The sequence below is a fragment of the Paenibacillus sp. CF384 genome (assembly GCF_900106745.1).
GTDB lineage: Bacteria > Bacillota > Bacilli > Paenibacillales > Paenibacillaceae > Paenibacillus_Z.
The window spans coordinates 1-19433 of record NZ_FNNV01000026.1; the positions used below are offsets into that span (position 1 = coordinate 1).

18 protein-coding genes, 6 tRNA genes and 1 rRNA gene are annotated in these 19433 nt (G+C 50.8%); all 25 read left to right on the forward strand.

Annotation, left to right across the window (positions count from 1 at the left end):
- Positions 1-88 (forward strand): 23S ribosomal RNA (locus BLW29_RS28395); the annotation flags it as partial.
- Positions 89-238: 150 nt separating this feature from the next.
- A tRNA-Met gene (locus BLW29_RS28400) sits at positions 239-315 on the forward strand.
- Between the two features lie 9 nt (positions 316-324).
- Positions 325-400, forward strand: a tRNA-Val gene (locus tag BLW29_RS28405).
- A 14-nt stretch (positions 401-414) separates the two neighbouring features.
- Positions 415-491 (forward strand) — tRNA-Asp (locus tag BLW29_RS28410).
- A 17-nt stretch (positions 492-508) separates the two neighbouring features.
- A tRNA-Phe gene (locus tag BLW29_RS28415) sits at positions 509-584 on the forward strand.
- 9 nt (positions 585-593) lie between these two features.
- Positions 594-677: transfer RNA gene (locus BLW29_RS28420), tRNA-Tyr, on the forward strand.
- Between the two features lie 14 nt (positions 678-691).
- Positions 692-767: transfer RNA gene (locus BLW29_RS28425), tRNA-Lys, on the forward strand.
- Between the two features lie 141 nt (positions 768-908).
- Positions 909-1850, forward strand: a complete 942-nt coding sequence (locus BLW29_RS28430) for an MraY family glycosyltransferase (RefSeq protein WP_090986070.1) — start codon at positions 909-911, stop codon at positions 1848-1850.
- A 167-nt stretch (positions 1851-2017) separates the two neighbouring features.
- The gene (locus BLW29_RS28435) at positions 2018-3163 is read left to right on the forward strand and encodes a PucR family transcriptional regulator (protein ID WP_090986072.1); all 1146 of its coding nucleotides are present in this window, start codon (positions 2018-2020) and stop codon (positions 3161-3163) included.
- Between the two features lie 91 nt (positions 3164-3254).
- Positions 3255-4376 carry an ABC transporter ATP-binding protein gene (locus tag BLW29_RS28440; protein WP_090986074.1) on the forward strand — a complete coding sequence of 374 codons (1122 nt, stop codon included), beginning with the start codon at positions 3255-3257 and terminating at the stop codon, positions 4374-4376.
- A 140-nt stretch (positions 4377-4516) separates the two neighbouring features.
- A complete protein-coding gene (gene hprK, locus BLW29_RS28445) occupies positions 4517-5455 on the forward strand; it encodes an HPr(Ser) kinase/phosphatase (RefSeq protein ID WP_090986076.1) in 939 nt (312 codons plus the stop codon).
- A 69-nt stretch (positions 5456-5524) separates the two neighbouring features.
- Complete coding sequence (gene lgt, locus BLW29_RS28450) at positions 5525-6541, forward strand: prolipoprotein diacylglyceryl transferase (RefSeq protein WP_090986079.1); 1017 nt, start codon at positions 5525-5527, stop codon at positions 6539-6541.
- A gap of 11 nt (positions 6542-6552) precedes the next feature.
- Positions 6553-7209 (forward strand): pyrophosphatase PpaX, encoded by a 657-nt coding sequence (gene ppaX, locus BLW29_RS28455; protein WP_090986081.1) that lies wholly within the window; start codon positions 6553-6555, stop codon positions 7207-7209.
- A gap of 8 nt (positions 7210-7217) precedes the next feature.
- Complete coding sequence (locus BLW29_RS28460) at positions 7218-7715, forward strand: acyltransferase (RefSeq protein ID WP_090986083.1); 498 nt, start codon at positions 7218-7220, stop codon at positions 7713-7715.
- A gap of 192 nt (positions 7716-7907) precedes the next feature.
- Positions 7908-9179, forward strand: a complete 1272-nt coding sequence (locus BLW29_RS28465; protein WP_090986085.1) for an ATP phosphoribosyltransferase regulatory subunit — start codon at positions 7908-7910, stop codon at positions 9177-9179.
- The gene (gene hisG / locus BLW29_RS28470; RefSeq protein ID WP_256209012.1) at positions 9176-9856 is read left to right on the forward strand and encodes an ATP phosphoribosyltransferase; all 681 of its coding nucleotides are present in this window, start codon (positions 9176-9178) and stop codon (positions 9854-9856) included. Before BLW29_RS28465 ends, hisG begins: the two co-directional genes overlap by 4 nt.
- 76 nt (positions 9857-9932) lie before the next feature.
- Entirely contained in the window at positions 9933-11222 is a 1290-nt protein-coding gene (gene hisD, locus BLW29_RS28475; protein WP_090986087.1) for a histidinol dehydrogenase, read from the forward strand.
- Positions 11223-11294: 72 nt separating this feature from the next.
- Positions 11295-11897, forward strand: a complete 603-nt coding sequence (hisB, locus tag BLW29_RS28480) for an imidazoleglycerol-phosphate dehydratase HisB (protein ID WP_090986089.1) — start codon at positions 11295-11297, stop codon at positions 11895-11897.
- Between the two features lies 1 nt (position 11898).
- Positions 11899-12522 (forward strand): imidazole glycerol phosphate synthase subunit HisH, encoded by a 624-nt coding sequence (gene hisH / locus BLW29_RS28485; protein WP_090986091.1) that lies wholly within the window; start codon positions 11899-11901, stop codon positions 12520-12522.
- A gap of 48 nt (positions 12523-12570) precedes the next feature.
- A complete protein-coding gene (gene hisF / locus BLW29_RS28490; protein WP_090986093.1) occupies positions 12571-13329 on the forward strand; it encodes an imidazole glycerol phosphate synthase subunit HisF in 759 nt (252 codons plus the stop codon).
- A complete protein-coding gene (gene hisIE / locus BLW29_RS28495; protein ID WP_090986095.1) occupies positions 13326-14009 on the forward strand; it encodes a bifunctional phosphoribosyl-AMP cyclohydrolase/phosphoribosyl-ATP diphosphatase HisIE in 684 nt (227 codons plus the stop codon). The genes hisF and hisIE overlap by 4 nt, the downstream gene beginning before the upstream one ends.
- A 271-nt stretch (positions 14010-14280) precedes the next feature.
- Complete coding sequence (locus BLW29_RS28500; protein WP_090986172.1) at positions 14281-15231, forward strand: ribose-phosphate diphosphokinase; 951 nt, start codon at positions 14281-14283, stop codon at positions 15229-15231.
- A gap of 143 nt (positions 15232-15374) precedes the next feature.
- Complete coding sequence (locus BLW29_RS28505) at positions 15375-17117, forward strand: tetratricopeptide repeat protein (RefSeq protein ID WP_090986097.1); 1743 nt, start codon at positions 15375-15377, stop codon at positions 17115-17117.
- A 28-nt stretch (positions 17118-17145) separates the two neighbouring features.
- A complete protein-coding gene (trxB, locus tag BLW29_RS28510; RefSeq protein ID WP_090986098.1) occupies positions 17146-18093 on the forward strand; it encodes a thioredoxin-disulfide reductase in 948 nt (315 codons plus the stop codon).
- Between the two features lie 349 nt (positions 18094-18442).
- Positions 18443-19393 (forward strand): ROK family glucokinase, encoded by a 951-nt coding sequence (locus tag BLW29_RS28515; protein WP_090986100.1) that lies wholly within the window; start codon positions 18443-18445, stop codon positions 19391-19393.
- The last annotated feature ends 40 nt before the right edge of the window (positions 19394-19433 follow it).

Sequence of the window (19433 nt, forward strand, 5' to 3'; positions counted from 1 at the left end):
CTGGAAGACGACCAGGTTGATAGGTTCGAGGTGGAAGTGCAGCAATGCATGCAGCTGACGAATACTAATCGGTCGAGGGCTTATCCTACGAACATCTGCTCGGATGTTCAACTTCGGACAACATCAGCTAAATAAGACCTTCGCAAAGGTTCGTATCCAGTTTTCAGGGCGTAAGTTGACCTGGTTATTACGGCTGCCTCAGTCGTGATGGACAAGCAGTACAATGAGGCAATTGTGTGGCGGTGTAGCTCAGCTGGCTAGAGCATTCGGTTCATACCCGGAGGGTCGGGGGTTCGAGTCCCTTCGCCGCTACCACACCTATATGGAGGCTTAGCTCAGCTGGGAGAGCATCTGCCTTACAAGCAGAGGGTCGGCGGTTCGATCCCGTCAGCCTCCACCATAATTTTTAAATGCGGAGCCGTGGTGTAGTGGCCCAACATGCCTGCCTGTCACGCAGGAGACCGCGGGTTCGAATCCCGTCGGCTCCGCCACTAATTTAAATCAGTAAGGCTCGGTAGCTCAGTCGGTAGAGCAGAGGACTGAAAATCCTCGTGTCGGCGGTTCGATTCCGTCCCGAGCCACCATTATCTTGTGGAGGGCTAGCGAAGTGGCCAAACGCGGGAGACTGTAAATCTCTTCCTCACGGTTCGGTGGTTCGAATCCATCGCCCTCCACCATTCCTTTACAGTAAGAGTCATTAGCTCAGTTGGTAGAGCACCTGACTTTTAATCAGGGTGTCGTAGGTTCGAATCCTACATGACTCACCATTTCATAAACCATTCACCTGTAGGTCGTTGACCTGCAGGTTTTTTTGTTGTTTTCTGCCTAATATTACATGAGAGGTCAGAGTATTTCACCCTACTGCGGGTAAACTGAACACAAAGGGCTGTTCAGGGGGTCATATAGAGATGAGATACGTGTTAGCTGCCTTGCTTTGTTTTGCCATTGTTGCTGTATTGGTACCGATACTAAGGAAATATGCGATCCGTATGGGATTTGTAGACAAACCCTCTTCGCGTAAAATTCATCGCACCCCCATTCCGCTGATGGGCGGAGCTGCGCTGTATGCAGGTATTGTGATTACCTTGTTCATATTTCAAGGAGCAACTCCCCTAAGTATGGTTATCAGTATTGGCGGTCTGATGCTCGTAGTCATTGGTTTAGCGGATGATGCGGCAAAGGCAAACGGAGCGGAATTTCCGGTATGGCCCCGCGTGCTGATCTATTTGGCTGCGGCGGTTCTGCCGCTATTCTTCGGTATTCGAATCGAAGGGCTGTCCAGTCCGAACGGATTGATCCATTTTCCGACATGGCTCGGCACCATAAGTTCGATTATTTGGGTATTTGCACTGATCAATATGATTAATTTCATTGATGGCGTAGATGGTCTCGCTTCAGGGGTTTCGACCTTCTCTTCATTAACGCTATTTATTGCCGCGCTGTTGAAGCACCAACCGTCTACTGCGATGCTTGCCGTTATTCTCGTCGGGGCATGTTTGGCGTTTCTTATTTATAATTTCTATCCGGCCAGAATTTTCATGGGGGATGCCGGTGCTGCCTTCCTCGGCTATGCCCTGGCTGTAACTGCGGTGGATGGTGCTTTCAAGAGTGCTACGCTGGTCACAGTGGCAGTGCCGCTTCTTGCGCTTGGAGTGCCGATTCTGGATACTGCAGTCGTTATGCTTCGCAGACTGCTTTCGGGCAAGGGACTTCACCGGGCGGACAAGCTGCATACCCATCATGTATTGATGCGCTGGGGCTTAACTCAAATTCAAACCGTTTCCTTCATCTACCTGGTAGCGGCGCTGTTCTCCTTGTTATCGATCGTTCTGCTGCTTGCCTTAAGCTGAAATAGATCCCAATCTATGGTACAATGTCCCAAGAAGAAACAGCTTTTGCCGCCTGCATGTGGTGGTGAAATACGTTCTTCCCTAGAAGATAAGCGAAGTACGGTTACAATTGTTACTTCCTTATATAATAAAGCGCATTTAGGCGTGGATAGGATAGGGGCAAGCCGATGAGTGAAGCAAAATGGATGGCGCAATTGCAAGCTGTTCTGGATTGCCCGGTCCGAGAGCATCAATTGCCAATTCAAGATTGGAGAATGCTGGCCGAGGAAAGTACAAGCACTGAAGAGCAATCATTAGTTAAAAATAATACGATTACCATCGGCGATTACGTGAACGGTACTGAAGGTACTGTTTGGTTTGTCATGAATGTGAATGTGCATACTGTCGACCTGCTTGAAATTGAGCGCAGCCAATTAAGCGAGAAGGAACAGCGCCTTATTAGCTGGACATTATCCGAAATGCTGGCTGTACGTTCCAAGAACTACGAAGGCATAACGGAATCTGAGCGTTACGCGCGCGAGCTCGGTGCTTGGATTGATGAGCAGCTTGATTCCGCGGAGCCGAAGCACTCCTTGCCGGAGCGGCTTATCGCACGAGGAAGATTATTCTCGTCCATGATTCCTTTCATGCTCGTCTGTGAACAGGCTGAATCCGGTCGATCCAGCTATAGTGAATTGGAGAAGCTGTTGCGTACATTCCTTGCGGAAGAGGTCATTATCATTCCTCTTAAGGAACAGGAGTGGCTCGTGTTAGGACCGGTTTCGCTTATCCATGAAGCGCAATCCGAGGAACGCGATGACGAAGAAGAGGAATCAGTCGAGGAAAGCTTAGCGTCCATCGTCAACGGCTTAAACGATATGCTGACCAGTGAATGGATGGGCGAATGCCATCTTGCCGTCTCCCAGCCGATCTCCCCGGCTAATTCGCTGGTTGGAACGACAGCGCTGCTGCGTGAGACAGTGCATTTGGGAAGAACGTTTCATATCGGGTCCAATATTCATTTGCCATGGCTGCTGCACTTAGAGCGGCTGCTAAACACGATTCCTGAAACTCATCGTCTTAAATTCGTAGAGCAAGCGCTGAAGCGTACAGATGCTTTTCTAGACCCGGAGATCTTAACTACGCTGGAAACGTTCTTCAGTCTGGACTGCAATGTGAGTGAAACGGCGAAGAAACTGTATATTCACCGGAATACACTTCTGTACCGACTTGATAAGCTTAAACAAGAGACGGAACTCGACGTTCGGCAATTCCGTGATGCTGTACTAGTCAAAATTATTTTACTATTGTATAAAGTGACGAAAAGGTCGTAGTTTTTTTGTAAAGTATGTGCATAGTCATTAGGACAGCACTGATATACACTAAGGTTATTGAATTACACTATTTCTTTTAGGGGGAAATACAATGGCTGGTGTACGCTTAGAGCACGTTTACAAAAAATATGCGGGAACTGATCTCGCTTCCGTAAAAGATTTCAACCTCGACATTAAAGACAAAGAATTTTTGGTTCTTGTCGGTCCATCGGGTTGCGGTAAATCCACAACACTTCGGATGATCGCAGGTCTGGAAGAAATCTCCGAGGGTAAACTGTTCATCGGCGAGCGTCTTGTTAATGACGTTGCCCCTAAAGACCGCGACATCGCGATGGTATTCCAATCCTACGCTTTGTACCCACACATGAACGTATACCAAAACATGGCTTTCGGCCTTAAACTTCGTAAATTCAAAAAAGCAGAGATCGACAAACGCGTTCGTGAAGCTGCTAAAATTCTTGATATCGAGCATTTGCTTGACCGTAAACCAAAAGCATTGTCCGGTGGTCAACGTCAGCGTGTTGCCCTAGGCCGCGCAATTGTTCGTGAACCACAAGTATTCTTGATGGATGAGCCGCTTTCTAACTTGGATGCTAAACTTCGTGGTCAAATGCGCGCGGAGATCTCCAAACTGGCTAAACGTCTTGAAACAACTGTTATCTACGTAACGCATGACCAAATCGAGGCAATGACAATGGGTGACCGTATCGTCGTTATGAAAGACGGTATCATTCAACAAGCTGCTTCCCCGGAAGAGCTGTACAACCACCCGGTTAACATTTTCGTAGCAGGCTTTATCGGCGCTCCTTCGATGAACTTCATCACAGGCACACTTGCTGAAGCAGGCGGTTCCGTTCGTTTCAAATCGACTAACATCGATGTTCTTGTTCCAGAAGGCAAAGCACAACAATTGAAAGACAAAGGCCTTATCGGCAAAGAGATCATTCTTGGTATTCGTCCAGAAGATCTTCACGAAGAGCCTGTATTCCACGAGGCTTCCCCGCAAACAATCGTGAACGCTCACGTTGAAGTTGCTGAGAACCTTGGTCACGAAATGTTCTTGTACCTGAACGGTCTTGGCAAAGACACAGTAATCGCTCGTGTTGACGGCCGCTCCGGTGTTAAAGAAGGTACAAACGTGAAGCTTGCCCTTGATATGAACAAAGTTCATGTCTTCGACAAAGAGAGCGAACTGAACGTATTTGAAGTATAAGATAAGGCGCTGAGCCTTTCCTGACAACCGCCCGAATTATCGGGCGGTTGTTTTTATTTGTTATTTCCGATACGATAACGATATCTGGTTAATTAATCTAACAACTCGTAGCTGGCTGCGATTTTGAGGAGGCCGAAATAGTGGCTAAGAAAGTGAAAGTGTCCGATCTGGTAAGTCAATTTCAGCTTGAAATCCTAAGTGGAGAAGACGGACTCCGCCGCAGCATTACGTTAGACGATTTATCGCGCCCCGGACTTGAGGTAGCAGGTTATTTCGACTACTATCCGAAGGAACGCGTACAAATTCTAGGTAAAACTGAAATTACTTTCATGGATACACTGAGCACGCAAGAACGTGCAGATCGCATGGAACGATTATGCGATGATGAAACGCCATGTTTCATCATTACCCGTGGCATGGAGGCGCCGGTTGAGCTGCTTGAGCAATCGAACTTGAAGCAAATTCCGGTACTTCGCAGCAATGCGGCTACGACAATCTTTTTAAGCCGAATTACGAACTTCCTTGAACGAAAACTGGCACCTTCTGCTACCATTCATGGTGTACTTGTCGATGTCTATGGAGTGGGTATGCTCATAACGGGCGGCAGCGGTATTGGTAAGAGTGAGACGGCGCTTGAGCTGGTCAAGCGAAGCCATCGCCTTGTCGCGGATGATGCCGTTGAAATTCGCCAGACCTCAGATGGACAATTGCATGGTACGGCACCTGAACTTATTCGCCACTTACTTGAAATTCGCGGCCTTGGTATTATCAATGTCATGACGCTGTTCGGCGCCGGTGCAGTTCGCAACATGAAGAAAATCAGTGTGGTCATCAAGCTTGAGAATTGGCAAGCGGACAAGCAGTATGACCGGCTTGGTTTAGATGAAGAAACAACGAGGATTATCGACACCGACGTGCCAATCGTTACGGTCCCCGTTCGTCCGGGCCGAAATTTAGCGGTTATTATCGAAGTGGCTGCGATGAACTTCAGGCTGAAACGGATGGGCTATAATGCAGCGCTGCAGTTTACGAATAAATTGACAGAGACGATCGCTGAAGATTCGGATGATTTTGATTGATTATCGTCCTTGATACAATGAATAGGTAGCCAGACTATCGATTATGGTGAGAGAAGGAGCCGTTGACGCATGTATGGATTACGTTTAGATCCGATTGCATTTTCGCTGGGCCCGATTACTGTGCATTGGTACGGTATTATCTTGGGTACGGCAGCGCTTGTAGGATTGCTGCTTGCAGTCCGCGAAGGAAAACGATTCGGTTTGTCTCCGGATTTCTTCATGGATTTACTGCTGCTTGGTGTTCCGTCTGCCATCTTAGGCGCGCGGATCTATTTTGTAGCGTTCAAGTGGGACGAGTATAAGGGCAATTTGCTCGATTTCTTTAAGATTTGGAATGGCGGTATTGCGATATTCGGAGCGCTTATAGGTGCGTTCATATGCGGTATTATTTATTTCCGGTATAAAGGCTACAGCTTCTGGAGAATTGCGGATATCTGTGCGCCATCGCTTATCGCGGGTCAGATGATCGGTCGTTGGGGGAACTTCGTCAATCAGGAAGCTTATGGCGGACCTGTTGAAGAGAGCTTCCTGCGCGACACGCTTCATCTACCGAATTGGATCGTAACCAATATGAATGTGGAAGGTGTATTCCACCATCCAACCTTCCTATACGAATCACTGTGGAACCTGCTTGTCTTGGTAGTCTTGCTTGTCCTTCGTCGTCGTCCGTTCCTGCGTGCAGGTGAGCTGCTGATGACGTACTTCATCGGTTACTCTATCGGACGTTTCTTCATTGAAGCATTACGTACAGACAGCTTGGCTTTCCATGGTGCTTCGTGGGCGGCTTCCGTTATGAATGCACTATGGGCGCCAATGAACATTGTTTTCGATCAAGGGTATTTGAACCCTGCAGAAGGCAATATTCGGATTTCGCAGCTGGTATCGGTATTGCTGATTATTGCGGCAATCGCCATGATCATCGGACGTCGTACCACAGGTGAAGCAAATGTTCGTTACAGCGATCCGATTATCAATTACAAAACAGGGCTGCCTGCAAGTGCAGCACCTGATAAGAAGGTTGATCGCACCGAGCCGGATAAGAAATCGGACGGTCCAGGTCACGGAGAATCGACATTAAAGGAGTAATCAATAATCGCATGGCAGCAGTAGTGAAAACAATGTTGTTTGACTTAGACGGTACGATCATGGACACGAACGAGCTGATCATTCAATCGTTCTTGCACTCCCTTCAAGGAATCGTCCCTCCAGAGTTTGATCGGGAGCATATTATTCCAAGCATGGGACAGCCGCTTACCATGCAAATGCAGTTATTCTCAGGTCGCGAAGACGTTACGGACCTTGTTGCGGCATATCGAGAAATCAATCTTAAGATGCATGACGATTATGTATCGGCGTTCCCGCAGGTAGTGGAAGTGTTCGCGCGTCTGCATGAAGCCGGGATAAAGATCGGAATCGTAACGACCAAAATGCGTCTGACGACGGAACGAGGTTTGCGTTACGTAGGCCTGTACGATTACGTGGAGCCAGGCGCTATCGTGACCATTGAAGATGTCGAGCATCCGAAGCCGCACCCGGAGCCGGTTCTGAAAGCTTTAGAAGCATTAGGCGCAGATCCGGCGACGACATTGATGGTTGGAGATAGTGTGGTCGACATCGAAGCTGCTGAATCGGCAGGGGTGATCTCGGTCGGAGTGGCATGGTCACTGAAAGGTGAAGCGAAGCTGAAGGAAAGCGGAGCGCGTCATGTAATCCATGATATGCGCGAGCTGTATGCATTCGCGGGATTGGAGTAGAGCCCTACTTGAGAAACGTTGAGCGTTATCCGGTCGAAGGGCCGAATGCCCTATGGCAAGTATACCGAACGGTCAGCAGATGGAAGGCCGTACGGAATTTTATCTTCATCCAGATAGCGCGCTATTGTCCTTCTCTGCCAGTGAAGAACTGGATTTATCGGCATGTGCTTGGCATGAAGGTAGGGCGCCACTGCGCGTTTGCACTCATGGTAATGGTTGACGTCTTCTTCCCGGAGAAGATTAGTATCGGGGAAAATTCCATCATCGGCTATAACACAACGATATTGACGCATGAGTATCTGATTAAAGAATATCGGCTTGGCGAGGTTCGAATCGGTTCCAATGTCATGATCGGAGCGAACACGACGATCCTTCCCGGCGTTGTTATCGGGGATGGCGCTGTCGTCGCGGCCGGATCGGTTGTTCATAAGGACGTGCCGCCCGGAGCTTTCGTCGGAGGCAACCCGATTGCGGTTATACGCAGCGGGACGGAACAAGCTACATAATGGCACTCTTTGCGGGTCAGAAACGGAGAGCGATGCTCTCCGTTTTTTCTATATCTGCAGGCGCGAATAGTTATGTGCTGATGTATTGACGGATAGGGAGACGCGTGTTATTATTACGACTAATCCTTTATTTTGGCAGTATGGTAATATGGTAACACGTTAACTAACTAAAGCATTGTAGGTGAGAATATCATGTCTAAACCGAAGGTATTTGAGAAGCCGATTGGCGTGAAAGATTATTTGCCGCATGCCGTAACGAAGCTGAGACAAATTGAGAATCAAGTCCTTGCCTGCATGAGCTCTTGGGGCTATGAGCAAATCATGACCCCTACTATGGAGTATTACGATACAGTCGGTGTCGCAAGTTCGACCTCCGATCAGAAGCTATTCAAGCTGCTTAACAATCGCGGTACGACGCTGGTGTTACGTTCTGATATGACGGCACCTATTGCGCGTGTCGTTAGTTCCGTATTGAAGGATGCGCAGTTTCCTGTGCGTTTGTCTTATCATTCCAATGTGTTCCGAGCGATTGAAGAGGAAGCAGGCCGCGAGGCGGAATTCTTCCAAACCGGCGTTGAGCTTGTCGGAGACGCTTCTCCTGAGGCGGATGCCGAAGTGGTTGCTCTTGCGATTGCCTCGCTTAAAGCGGCGGGAGTGAGCCGGTTCAAGATTGCGATCGGGCATGTAGGCTTCTTGAACGGGCTGTTCGAGGAAGCACTGCCTGGGCAGTCTGCTGCTCAAGAAGAGCTGAAAGCCTATTTGCTTGGACGGGATTATGTAGGCTACCGTGAAGGGTTGCGGAAGCTGACACTGCCTGAGGCGATGCGCAGCGAGCTGGAAGGGATTACTCGTCTGCGCGGCGGGCAAGAGATCTGCAGCCAAGCGCTGGCCCTTAGCCTTGATCAGACGGCGCAGGCTTCGATTCAGCATCTTTGCGAGATGTGGGATGTGCTTGAGGCGTATGGCGTGTGCGAGCATGTCTTGATTGATTTGACGATGATTGGCGATTTTAAGTACTATACCGGCATGACGTTCGAAGGTTATGCGGCGGATCTCGGATTCCCGGTAGCAAGCGGCGGACGCTATGATAACTTATTGAAGCAGTTTGGTCGTCCTGCACCTGCAACAGGGTTTGCGCTTAAGACTACGCGAATTCTGGAGCTTATCGGGGATGATGCGAGTGAGGCGAGAACGGAGCGCGTGTTGATTGGTTATGACACTGCAGGCCGTGCGGCAGCGCTTAATAAGGCACGTCAGCTTCGTGAAGAAGCGGATGCAATCAGCGGTGGTGCGAGTTGTGGCGATGCTATCGTAGTGGTAACGGAGAAAATGGACGGGGCTGAAGCCCAGCAGGCTGTGCTTGCTGCATCGGATTCAGTCGACGGACAGGTAATCTACAAAGGCGTCACGTTTACGAAGGTGTTGACGTTCTTCGGCGGCGTACAGGGAGGGACTTCTAGATGAGCATGATGAGCAACGGTTTATACACCGGCGACATATCGGGACGCGAACTGCTCAAGGTCGCGATGCCAAAGGGACGTATCTATAAAGTGGCATCCAATCTGTTTCGGGAAGCAGGCGTGCCTATCCCCAGTGATTTTGACGATACACGCAAGCTTATTATCGAACTGCCGGAGCTAGGCATGTCGTTCATCATGGCGAAACCCGTCGATGTACCGACCTATGTCGAGTATGGCGTTGCGGATATCGGCATCGTAGGCAAAGATGTACTAATGGAAGAAAATAAAGACGTCTATGAGCTGCTTGATCTGGGTATCGCCAAATGCCGCATGTCCGTCATCGGACTGCCGGATTGGAAGCCGGTCATTCAACCTCGTGTGGCAACGAAGTATCCGAATGTGGCTTCGCAATATTTTCGCGAGTTGGGGCAGCAGGTGGAAGTCATTAAGCTGAATGGCTCGATTGAGCTGGCGCCGCTTATTGGGCTTGCTGATCGTATTGTCGATATGGTAGAGACGGGGCAAACGCTTCGCGAGAACGGACTTGTAGAGATGGAGACGATCTTCGGGATTACGAGCCGGTTGATTGCCAACCGTGTCAGCTACCGGATGAAGAACGATGCGATTCAGAGCCTATGCGACAAGCTGCAGACTGCGATTGCGGCTAAAGCGGGCGTATAGATAGCGAGAGAAGGCCGTCGCGGATAAGCGTATACAAGTTTACGCGGCGGAAGAAGTGAAAGGAGCGGGTGGCGTTATGCGGAAGCTGCGTGCGGAGCAGTTTGGATTAACACGTAAGGTGGACTACGGCTCACCGGAACAAAATGAATCGGTACGTCAAATCGTTGAAGCGGTACGTGCCGAAGGAGACGCGGCCTTGCTGCGATATACCGAGCAGCATGACCGCGTAAAGCTGGATGAGTCGCAGCTGCGCGTCACAGAGAGCGAGATACAAGCCGCTTATGACCACGTAGACGCTGGTTTTCTAACCGCGATTCGCGAAGCGGCGGCGAACATCCGGAAATTCCATGAGAAGCAGATGCGCCAATCTTGGGTGGATGTACAGCCGGACGGTACAATGCTTGGACAAATGCTTAGACCGCTTAAGCGTGTAGGGGTCTATGTGCCAGGCGGGAAAGCGGCTTATCCGTCTTCGGTGCTGATGAATGTCATTCCGGCACAGGTTGCGGGTGTTCCGGAAATCGTAATGGTGACACCGCCTTCTACTGGCGGCAAAACCGGAATCGATCCTTATATTCTTGTAGCGGCTGCTGAAGCGGGCGTGAAGGAAATGTACCGCGTTGGCGGTGCGCAGGCGGTAGCGGCTCTGGCTTATGGCACAGCGACGATTCCGCCGGTGGATAAGATCTGCGGACCGGGCAACATCTACGTAGCCCTCGCAAAACGCTCGGTTTATGGGGTTGTCGCGATTGACAGCATCGCAGGTCCGAGCGAGATCGTTGTATTGGCGGACGAGACGGCTGACCCGGCTTACGTGGCCGCGGATTTGCTGTCGCAAGCGGAGCACGATGAGATGGCGTCCGCGATTCTCGTGACGACATCGGAATCGCTTGGCGATGATGTCGCGATCGAGGTTGAGCGTCAGCTGGCGCTGCTTCCGCGCGAAGGCACGGCGAGACAGTCCATTGAGGGTTATGGCGCGATTCTGATCGCCGAAACGATGACCGAGGCGATCGATGCGGTGAATCGCATGGCGCCGGAGCATTTGGAAATTATGACGGCAGAACCGATGGCGCTGCTCGGCCGAATCGAGAACGCCGGCGCGATCTTCGTCGGACCGTACAGCTCGGAGCCGGTCGGCGATTATTATGCCGGTCCGAATCATATTTTGCCAACGAACGGTACGGCTCGCTTCTCGTCTCCTGTGAATGTGGATGACTTCGTGAAGAAGTCGAGCTTGATTTACTATAGCAAGGATGCTTTGCTTGCGAACGGCGATAACATTATGACACTTGCCCGCCATGAAGGGCTTGAAGCGCATGCCAGGGCGATCGAAATTCGCTTGGAGCGGGAGCGTAACGCTTAGCGGCACGCAGCCGCCGTTCGGGCAGCAATCTTCAAAAATATAGGGTAGAGTGGAAAGAAGGATGGATGTTACATGGCAGAGAATCTCGCAATCCGCGCGGCCGAAGTTGCGCGTAAGACGAATGAAACGGACATTAAGCTGGCTTTTGGAGTGGACGGAACAGGGATCTCCAAGATCGATACCGACGTTCCTTTCCTGAACCACATGCTCGATCTATTCACGAAGCACGGTTTATTCGACCTCACTGTGGAAGCGCGCGGCGACGTAGATATCGACGATCATCACACGGTTGAAGACATCGGTATTTGCCTGGGTCAAACACTTCGTGAAGCTGTGGGCGATAAACGCGGCATTAAACGTTATGCTTCCGTGTTCGTACCCATGGACGATGCGCTGGCACAGGTGGTCATTGATCTGAGCAACCGTCCGGCTTTCGAATATCGCGCGCAGTATCCGTCCCAGCAAGTGGGCAGCTTCCAAGTGGAGCTGGTTCACGAGTTTCTGTGGAAGCTGGCGCTCGAAGCGCGCATGAACCTGCATGTTATCGTGCATTACGGCGTGAATACGCATCATATGATCGAGGCGGTGTTCAAAGCGCTTGGCCGTGCGCTGGATGAAGCGACTACCATTGACCCGCGCGTGCAAGGAGTGCCTTCGACGAAAGGAGTGCTGTAGGATGATCGCGATCATCGATTACGGCATGGGCAATCTTCACAGCGTAAGCAAGGCTGTGGAGCGACTTGGGTATGAAGCGGTGATCACCGCTGATGCTCAGGAGATCATGGAGGCGGACGGTGCGATTCTGCCGGGTGTTGGCGCCTTCGGCGATGCGATGCAGAACTTGCAGAATACCGGCCTTGAAGAAGTGACACGCTTCTACGCCGCATCCGGCAAGCCGCTGCTTGGCATTTGCCTTGGCATGCAGCTGCTGTTCAGCGAGAGCGAGGAGTACGGACAGCATCAGGGCTTGGGGCTGCTGCCCGGCAGCGTCATCCGCTTCCGCGGAGACTTCAAGGTGCCGCATATGGGCTGGAACAAGCTGACGTTTAAGCAGGGGAGTCCGCTGTTTAAAGGGCTGGAGGAAGGACATGTCTACTTCGTGCATTCCTTCCATGCCAAGCCGCAGCGCAGCGATGATCTGCTTGCGATTACGGACTATAACGGTCCGGTTACCGCGATTGTCGGCAGAGGCAATGTGTACGGCATGCAGTTCCATCCGGAGAAAAGCGGCGAGCTCGGCATGAGCCTGCTGCGGAATTTTCTCGCATTGACGACAGATTCACGTGAAACTACTCGCTAGGTAGGAGTGGTCTACTATATCTCAAGCTAGAAGGGAGGCGGCATTCGGATGCTGGCCAAACGAATTATTCCATGTCTGGACGTGAAGGACGGCCGAGTTGTAAAAGGAGTCAACTTTGTCAACTTGCGCGATGCAGGCGATCCTGTTGAGCTTGCGGCCATTTACGACAAGGAAGGCGCGGACGAGCTTGTTTTCCTTGATATCTCCGCTTCGGTTGAAGGCAGAGCGACGATGATCGAGGTCGTCAAACGAACAGCCGGCGAAATCACGATACCTTTTACGGTAGGCGGCGGCATTTCTCACGTCGATGATATGAAGCGTCTGCTTCGCGCCGGAGCCGACAAGATTGGCATCAATACGGCAGCGGTGAAGAACCCGTCGCTTGTGAAGGACGGGGCTCGGAAGTTCGGTTCCCAGTGTATCGTGGTTGCGATCGATGCCAAGTTCAATCCGGCTTGGGGCGAATGGGAAGTATATACGCACGGCGGTCGTACAGCGACAGGTATTAAGGCGCTTGCTTGGGTGAAGGAAGTGGAATCGCTTGGAGCGGGTGAGATTTTGCTTACAAGCATGGATGCGGACGGTACGAAGGACGGCTTTGATATTAAGTTGACTCAAGCGGTATCGCAGTCCATCGGTATTCCGGTTATCGCTTCCGGCGGTGCTGGCAAGGTAGAGCATTTCTACGATGTATTTCAGCAGGGTCATGCGGATGCGGGTCTTGCAGCAACGATTTTTCATTATAAAGAATTGACGATCCGCGATGTGAAGGATGACTTGCGGCTGAAAGGAGTCGAGATCAGGTGAGTACTGGACAAGGATTAGAGACAGCTGCTGCAGCGATCAAATGGAATGAGGCCGGCCTCGTCCCGGCAATCGTGCAGGATGCCAATAGCAAAGAAGTTCTTATGATGGCTTATATGAATGAGGAGTCGCTTGGTCGTTCGATCGCGACGGGCGAGACATGGTTCTGGAGCCGTTCGCGCGGCGAATTGTGGAACAAAGGAGCGACAAGCGGCCATACGCAGCGAATCGTCTCCATGCATTACGATTGCGATGGCGACACCCTGCTGCTTCGCGTCGAGCAGACCGGACCGGCTTGTCACACAGGCTCGTACAGCTGCTTCACGAATGAAGTGACGGGCATTCAAGGTGTTGACGAGCATGCGACAACGCTGACAAGCGACCGATTCGCGATGCTGAATCAGCTCGAAGCCATAATCGCACAGCGTTACACAGAACGTCCGGAAGGTGCGTATACAACGTATCTGTTCGAGAAGGGCGTCGACAAGATCTTGAAGAAGGTCGGCGAAGAGTCGGCAGAAGTCATTATTGCAGCTAAGAACAAAGACAATGATGAGCTGCGCTGTGAAACGAGCGATCTAATCTTCCATTTGATGGTGCTGCTTCGCGAGCGCGGCTTGTCCTTGGACGAGGTCATGGCTGAGCTTGGTCGTCGTCACAACAAATCCAAACAACCGAAGTAAGTGCTTACGCGGCTGTATAAGGAACCGAGCCTGATTGTCAGAGCTCGGTTCTACGCCGTTTTGCCATAAAACGTTCATAAATCGGGACAAACCGCGCTAGCTGTTGAAAGATGCCGAGAACGTGCAATTGTTGCGGATAATGGGTCTTTTTGCGCATTTGATCGTTTTTTGAAATATTACGAATTCCATGTATAATGAATGGTGTCGAATCAAGCGGTGTTTTTGATGCATGTAAATAAAAAGTGGTCTAATCGCTCAGGAGGGTATTATGTTGTTTAGCGACAAGCTGCGTATTTTCTCGGGGTCCTCGAATCCCAAACTTGCGGAACGGATCTGCGAGAATCTAGGTATGGAGCTCGGAAAAATCAAAGTGTCTCGTTTCAAAAGCGGTGAAATTTATGTTCACTACGAGGAAACCATCCGTAACTGTGATGTATTCCTTGTGCAGTCGTTCTCACATCCGATCAATGATCATTTTGTCGAATTGCTCGTCATGATCGATGCGGCGAAGCGTGCTTCCGCGCGTACCGTCAACATCATCGTGCCGTACTATGGTTACGCACGCCAAGAGCGCAAAGCGGCTCCGCGTGAACCGATCTCGGCTAAAATGCTTGCGGACGTACTGACGACCGTTGGTGCAAACCGCGTGATTACGATTGATCTGCACGCACCGGCGATCCAGGGCTTCTTCAATATCCCAGTGGATCATCTGACTGGCCTAGATCTAATCAGTGATTACTTGAAATCGAAGAACATTAAGAATCCGATTGTAGTATCTCCGGATGCGGGCCGTGCCTCGACTGCCGAGAAGCTGGCTAACTATCTGGATGCACCGTTCGCGATTATGATTAAGAAACGTCCGGCACACAATGAATCCGTCATAACGCATGTTATCGGTGATGTAGAAGGCCAGACTCCAATAATTATCGAGGACTTGATTGATACGGGCACGACAATCGTCAATGTTGTGGAAGGTCTCAAAGAACGCGGCGCTGAAGATGTGTACGTGTGCGCAACGCACCCGCTCTTCTCCGGCCCTGCAGTGCAGCGATTAGACCATCCGAATATTAAAGAAGTCGTAGTAACGGACTCTATTGCGCTGCCGGAGAAGTGTTCCGACCGCTTTACCGTATTGTCTGTAGCGCCAATCTTAGCCGAAACGACGCGCATTATCATTGAAGGCGGCTCCATCAGCACGCTCTTCAAAAATGCCGGAATCTAGGCAATATACGGCCTGTACGTTAGGCTAAACTCCGAAATCGCGGGCGAATGCCCGCGATTTCCCACATATTCTTTCGTGTATGGATAGGCCGCGCTATGGTATAATCGTAGAATATTTGATGTACCGGGGAGGTGCCTTTTGTTATGAAAGAAAAGAAAATTGCGGTAGCCAGCCACAGCACGAAAGTCATTCCGATACAATGGGACGCAACCTTCTTCTTCGAGCGAGCGGTTCGGTCGATGGATCGTTATCATTATGACAAGGCACTGAAGTATTTCCGCCGCGCGGCCGAGTATGAACCGGATAATCCGGTGAATCATTGCAATATGGCCGGCATTTTGTCAGAAATGGGCAATTACGAGGAATCGAATCGAATCTTGTCGTCGATCGTGAACGAGCTCGATCCGGAGATGACGGAATGCCATTTCTATATGGCGAACAATTTCGCCAACATGGAGAATTACGAAGCCGCCGAGGATTCGCTCGTGAAATACCTGGAGGAAGATCCCGAAGGGCAATTTCTCGATGAAGCGGAAGAAATGATGGAGCTGCTCCACTTTGAGCTGGAGCGTCCGATGAAGCTGGCTTATATTAAGGCGCGCGAAGGATTCTTCGAACATGACCGTGCAAGGTCCATGCTTGAAGAAGGCAAGTTTGTTGAAGCGGTGCGATTGCTGGAGAGTATTGTCGAGAAGAACGGCGAATTTCTTGCGGCTCGCAACAATCTAGCGTTAGCCTACTACTATATGGGTATTTTCGACAAAGCGATGGTCACGATTCATCAGGTGCTGGACATTGAACCGGGCAATTTGCATGCGCTGTGCAACCTGGCAATCTTCCATCAGCATGAAGGTGATCAGGAACAGCTGAAACCGTTAGTGGAGCTGCTTTGCAAAACCGTGCCATTCCATCAGGAGCATGTGTTTAAGCTAGCTACAACAATGGGTATTCTAGGGGAACACGGCGAGGCGTACCGTCACTTCATTCGTCTGCTTAAGGACAATGCGCTGAAGTCTGATCCGTGTCTCTACCACTATGCGGCCGTTGCGGCTTGCAATATGGGGCGTTACGAAGAGGCTAAGAAGCTGTGGCATCAGGTCAGTAAGCTGGACAGCGAGTCGCATGTGCCGGGCTACTATCTGGAGCAGCTTTCGCTTATGGAGAAGGGTTTGAATGCGGCGCCTACGAGCTACCATTATCACCTGCCCTTCGAAGAGCAGTTCAAGCTGTGGGAGAAATCGACCGAAGCACTGCCTGATCATATGAAGCGGGATCCGCTTGTTCGTTCTTCGTTCTTCTGGGCGCTGCGTCATGGCGACAGACACACGAAGCTGCAGGTTATCCAAGCTCTCGGTATGATTGCCGATAATGAAGTGAAGGATGCGCTGCGTGATTTTATCGTAGAGCCGCAGGAAGACGACTACTTGAAACGAATTGCCATCTTCGTGCTTCGTTCCATCGGCGTGCATGAATCGCTTAAAGCGGTGCTTGAAGGCAAAGAAACGGTTATCGAACATAGCCGGATGCCCTCGAGACTTCCGATTTGGGAGGATAAATGGCAGTCGGTGCTTGAAGCGGCATTGCAGCGGATGAACAAGCATTATGACCTCGTTCAGCAGCATGATTTGCTGACGCTATGGATTGAGTTTCTTTCGCGGATATATCCCAATGTGCCGAAGCTTGGCAAAGTGGAAGGCTGGGCTGCTGCGCTTGAGTATTTGACGGCCAAAATGCACCGGAGAGAAATTTCCTACCACGAGGTATCGCAGCGGTATGGGACGTCGATAGCAACGGTTAGCAAATGCGCCAAGCGCATTGATGAAATATGCGGCATTAAAGAAAAAATGAGAATGACATTCCCGGGACTTGCGGAACATCGCGACTAGGGGAGTCCATGCTTAGGAGGTAACATCTGTGCATAAAGCAATTATTATCGGAACAGGCCCTGCAGGGCTGACAGCCGCGATCTACTTGGCTCGTGCCAACATGAACCCGCTTATTATTGAAGGTCCTGAGCCGGGCGGACAATTGACGACAACGACAGAGGTTGAGAACTTCCCGGGTTTCCCTGATGGCATTATGGGCCCTGATCTGATGGCCAACATGCGTAAGCAAGCGGAGCGCTTCGGTGCGGAATTCCGCACTGGCTGGGTCAATTCGGTCGATACTTCGAAGCGTCCATTCACGCTTCAAGTGGAGGGCCAAGGCGAGCTGCAAGCGGAATCCCTTATTATCTCTACAGGTGCTTCGGCCAAATACCTCGGTATTGCGAATGAGCGCGAGAATGTTGGACGCGGCGTAAGCACATGCGCAACCTGTGACGGATTCTTCTTCCGCGGTAAGAAAATTATCGTGGTAGGCGGCGGCGACTCCGCTATGGAAGAAGCGAATTTCTTGACGCGTTTCGCTTCGGAGGTTGTACTCGTTCACCGCCGTCCAGAAATGCGCGCATCCAAGATCATGCAGGATCGTGCGCGCGAGAACAGCAAGATCAGTTGGGCGCTTGACCGCACACCGCTGGAAGTTGTCGCGAATGACATGGCTGTAACCGGCCTTAAAGTGCGCAATAACCAAACAGGGGAAGAAGAAGTGATCGAAACAAACGGGATCTTCGTAGCGATCGGCCACACGCCGAACACGAAATTCCTCGGCGGCCAGTTGGAAACAGATGAGACAGGCTATCTGATCGTGAAGCCGGGTACATCCGAAACGAACATTCCCGGCATCTTCGCTTGCGGCGATGTACAGGACAACAAGTACCGCCAAGCGATTACGGCAGCGGGAAGCGGCTGTATGGCTGCACTGGATTGTGAGAAATTCATTGAAGGTCATGCCGTGCATGACTGGAGTCAATCGGTATAATAGCAAGCTGTAAGCTGCATCAAGAGTGGTTCTGCACAAGTGAATGACGTATGGATGACGCTGTCCGTAGCAACGGACAGCGTCACTTCTTGTTAGCGCGGCTGGGCAGTTTCATCCTTTATATTATTACGCCTAAGACCCGATATTTTCACGTGAAAGAGCGAGCTTTGAAATACAAGAAAGTATAGGTCTCACTCTACACTCACCTTGTATTTCTACGGAATGAAACGCGCTGCGCCATCAATGGGATGGCGGCAGCCGTTTCACCTTGACCAGTTGGAAGCGTTCGCTTATAGTTTAGTTGGAACAGAAGTAACCCCAGATCCTTATATTATAGAGGTGGCCTATTATGTCTGAGAAAATAGTCGTTGGTGTAGATATTGGCGGTACAACAATTAAAGTTGGTATTTGCAGTATGGAAGGCGCATTGTTGCATACGTTTGAAGGAGCAACTGAAGTTGAGAAAGGCTCTGACGTCGTTTGCGCGAATATCGCTGACTATGCCAAGCTGATCGTTGAACAGTCCCCATTCACATGGGAGCAAGTAGAAGGCGTAGGCATCGGTATTGCTGGTTTCCTCGATATCCCGAACGGGATCGTGAAGCAGTCGGTTAATCTGTTCTTTGATCATGTTCCTCTGAAAGCCATTCTTGAAGAGAAGCTTGGTAAAAAAGTACTAGTCAATAATGACGCAAACGTGGCAGCGCTTGGCGAAGCATGGGCGGGAGCAGGCCGTAATATTTCGGATTGCGTATGCTACACGCTTGGAACAGGCGTTGGCGGCGGTGTAATTATAAACGGTAAAATCGTAGAAGGTTTCGCAGGCATGGCCGGCGAGCTGGGTCATATTCCGATCGTGCCGGATCTCGAAGCGATTCAATGCGGCTGCGGCAGAATGGGCTGCTTGGAGACGGTTTCTTCCGCAACGGGTATTATCCGTATGGCGAAAGATGCTGTCGAACGTGGAGATCGCACTTCGCTTTCGTTCGTAACGAACATTATGGCGAAGGATGTCGTAGATGCAGCGAAAGCCGGCGATGAAGTAGCGGCTCGTATCGTTGCTCGCGCAGCTCATTACTTGGGTAAGTCGATGGCTACCGTAGCGGTTGTTCTTAATCCGCAGCGTTTCATCATCGGCGGCGGCGTATCCAAAGCAGGCGAGTTCCTGTTTGAACAAATTCGTGAAGCATTCAAGAAGTCAGCTCCAGAAATGGCGCAAGAGGGCGTTGAGATCGTACCGGCTATTCTTGGTAACGATGCAGGCGTTGTCGGCGCAGCAGGTCTAATTATTCGCGCGTAGAACGTCATGGTAGACGGTGGGGGGGATTGAGTGTGGAAGC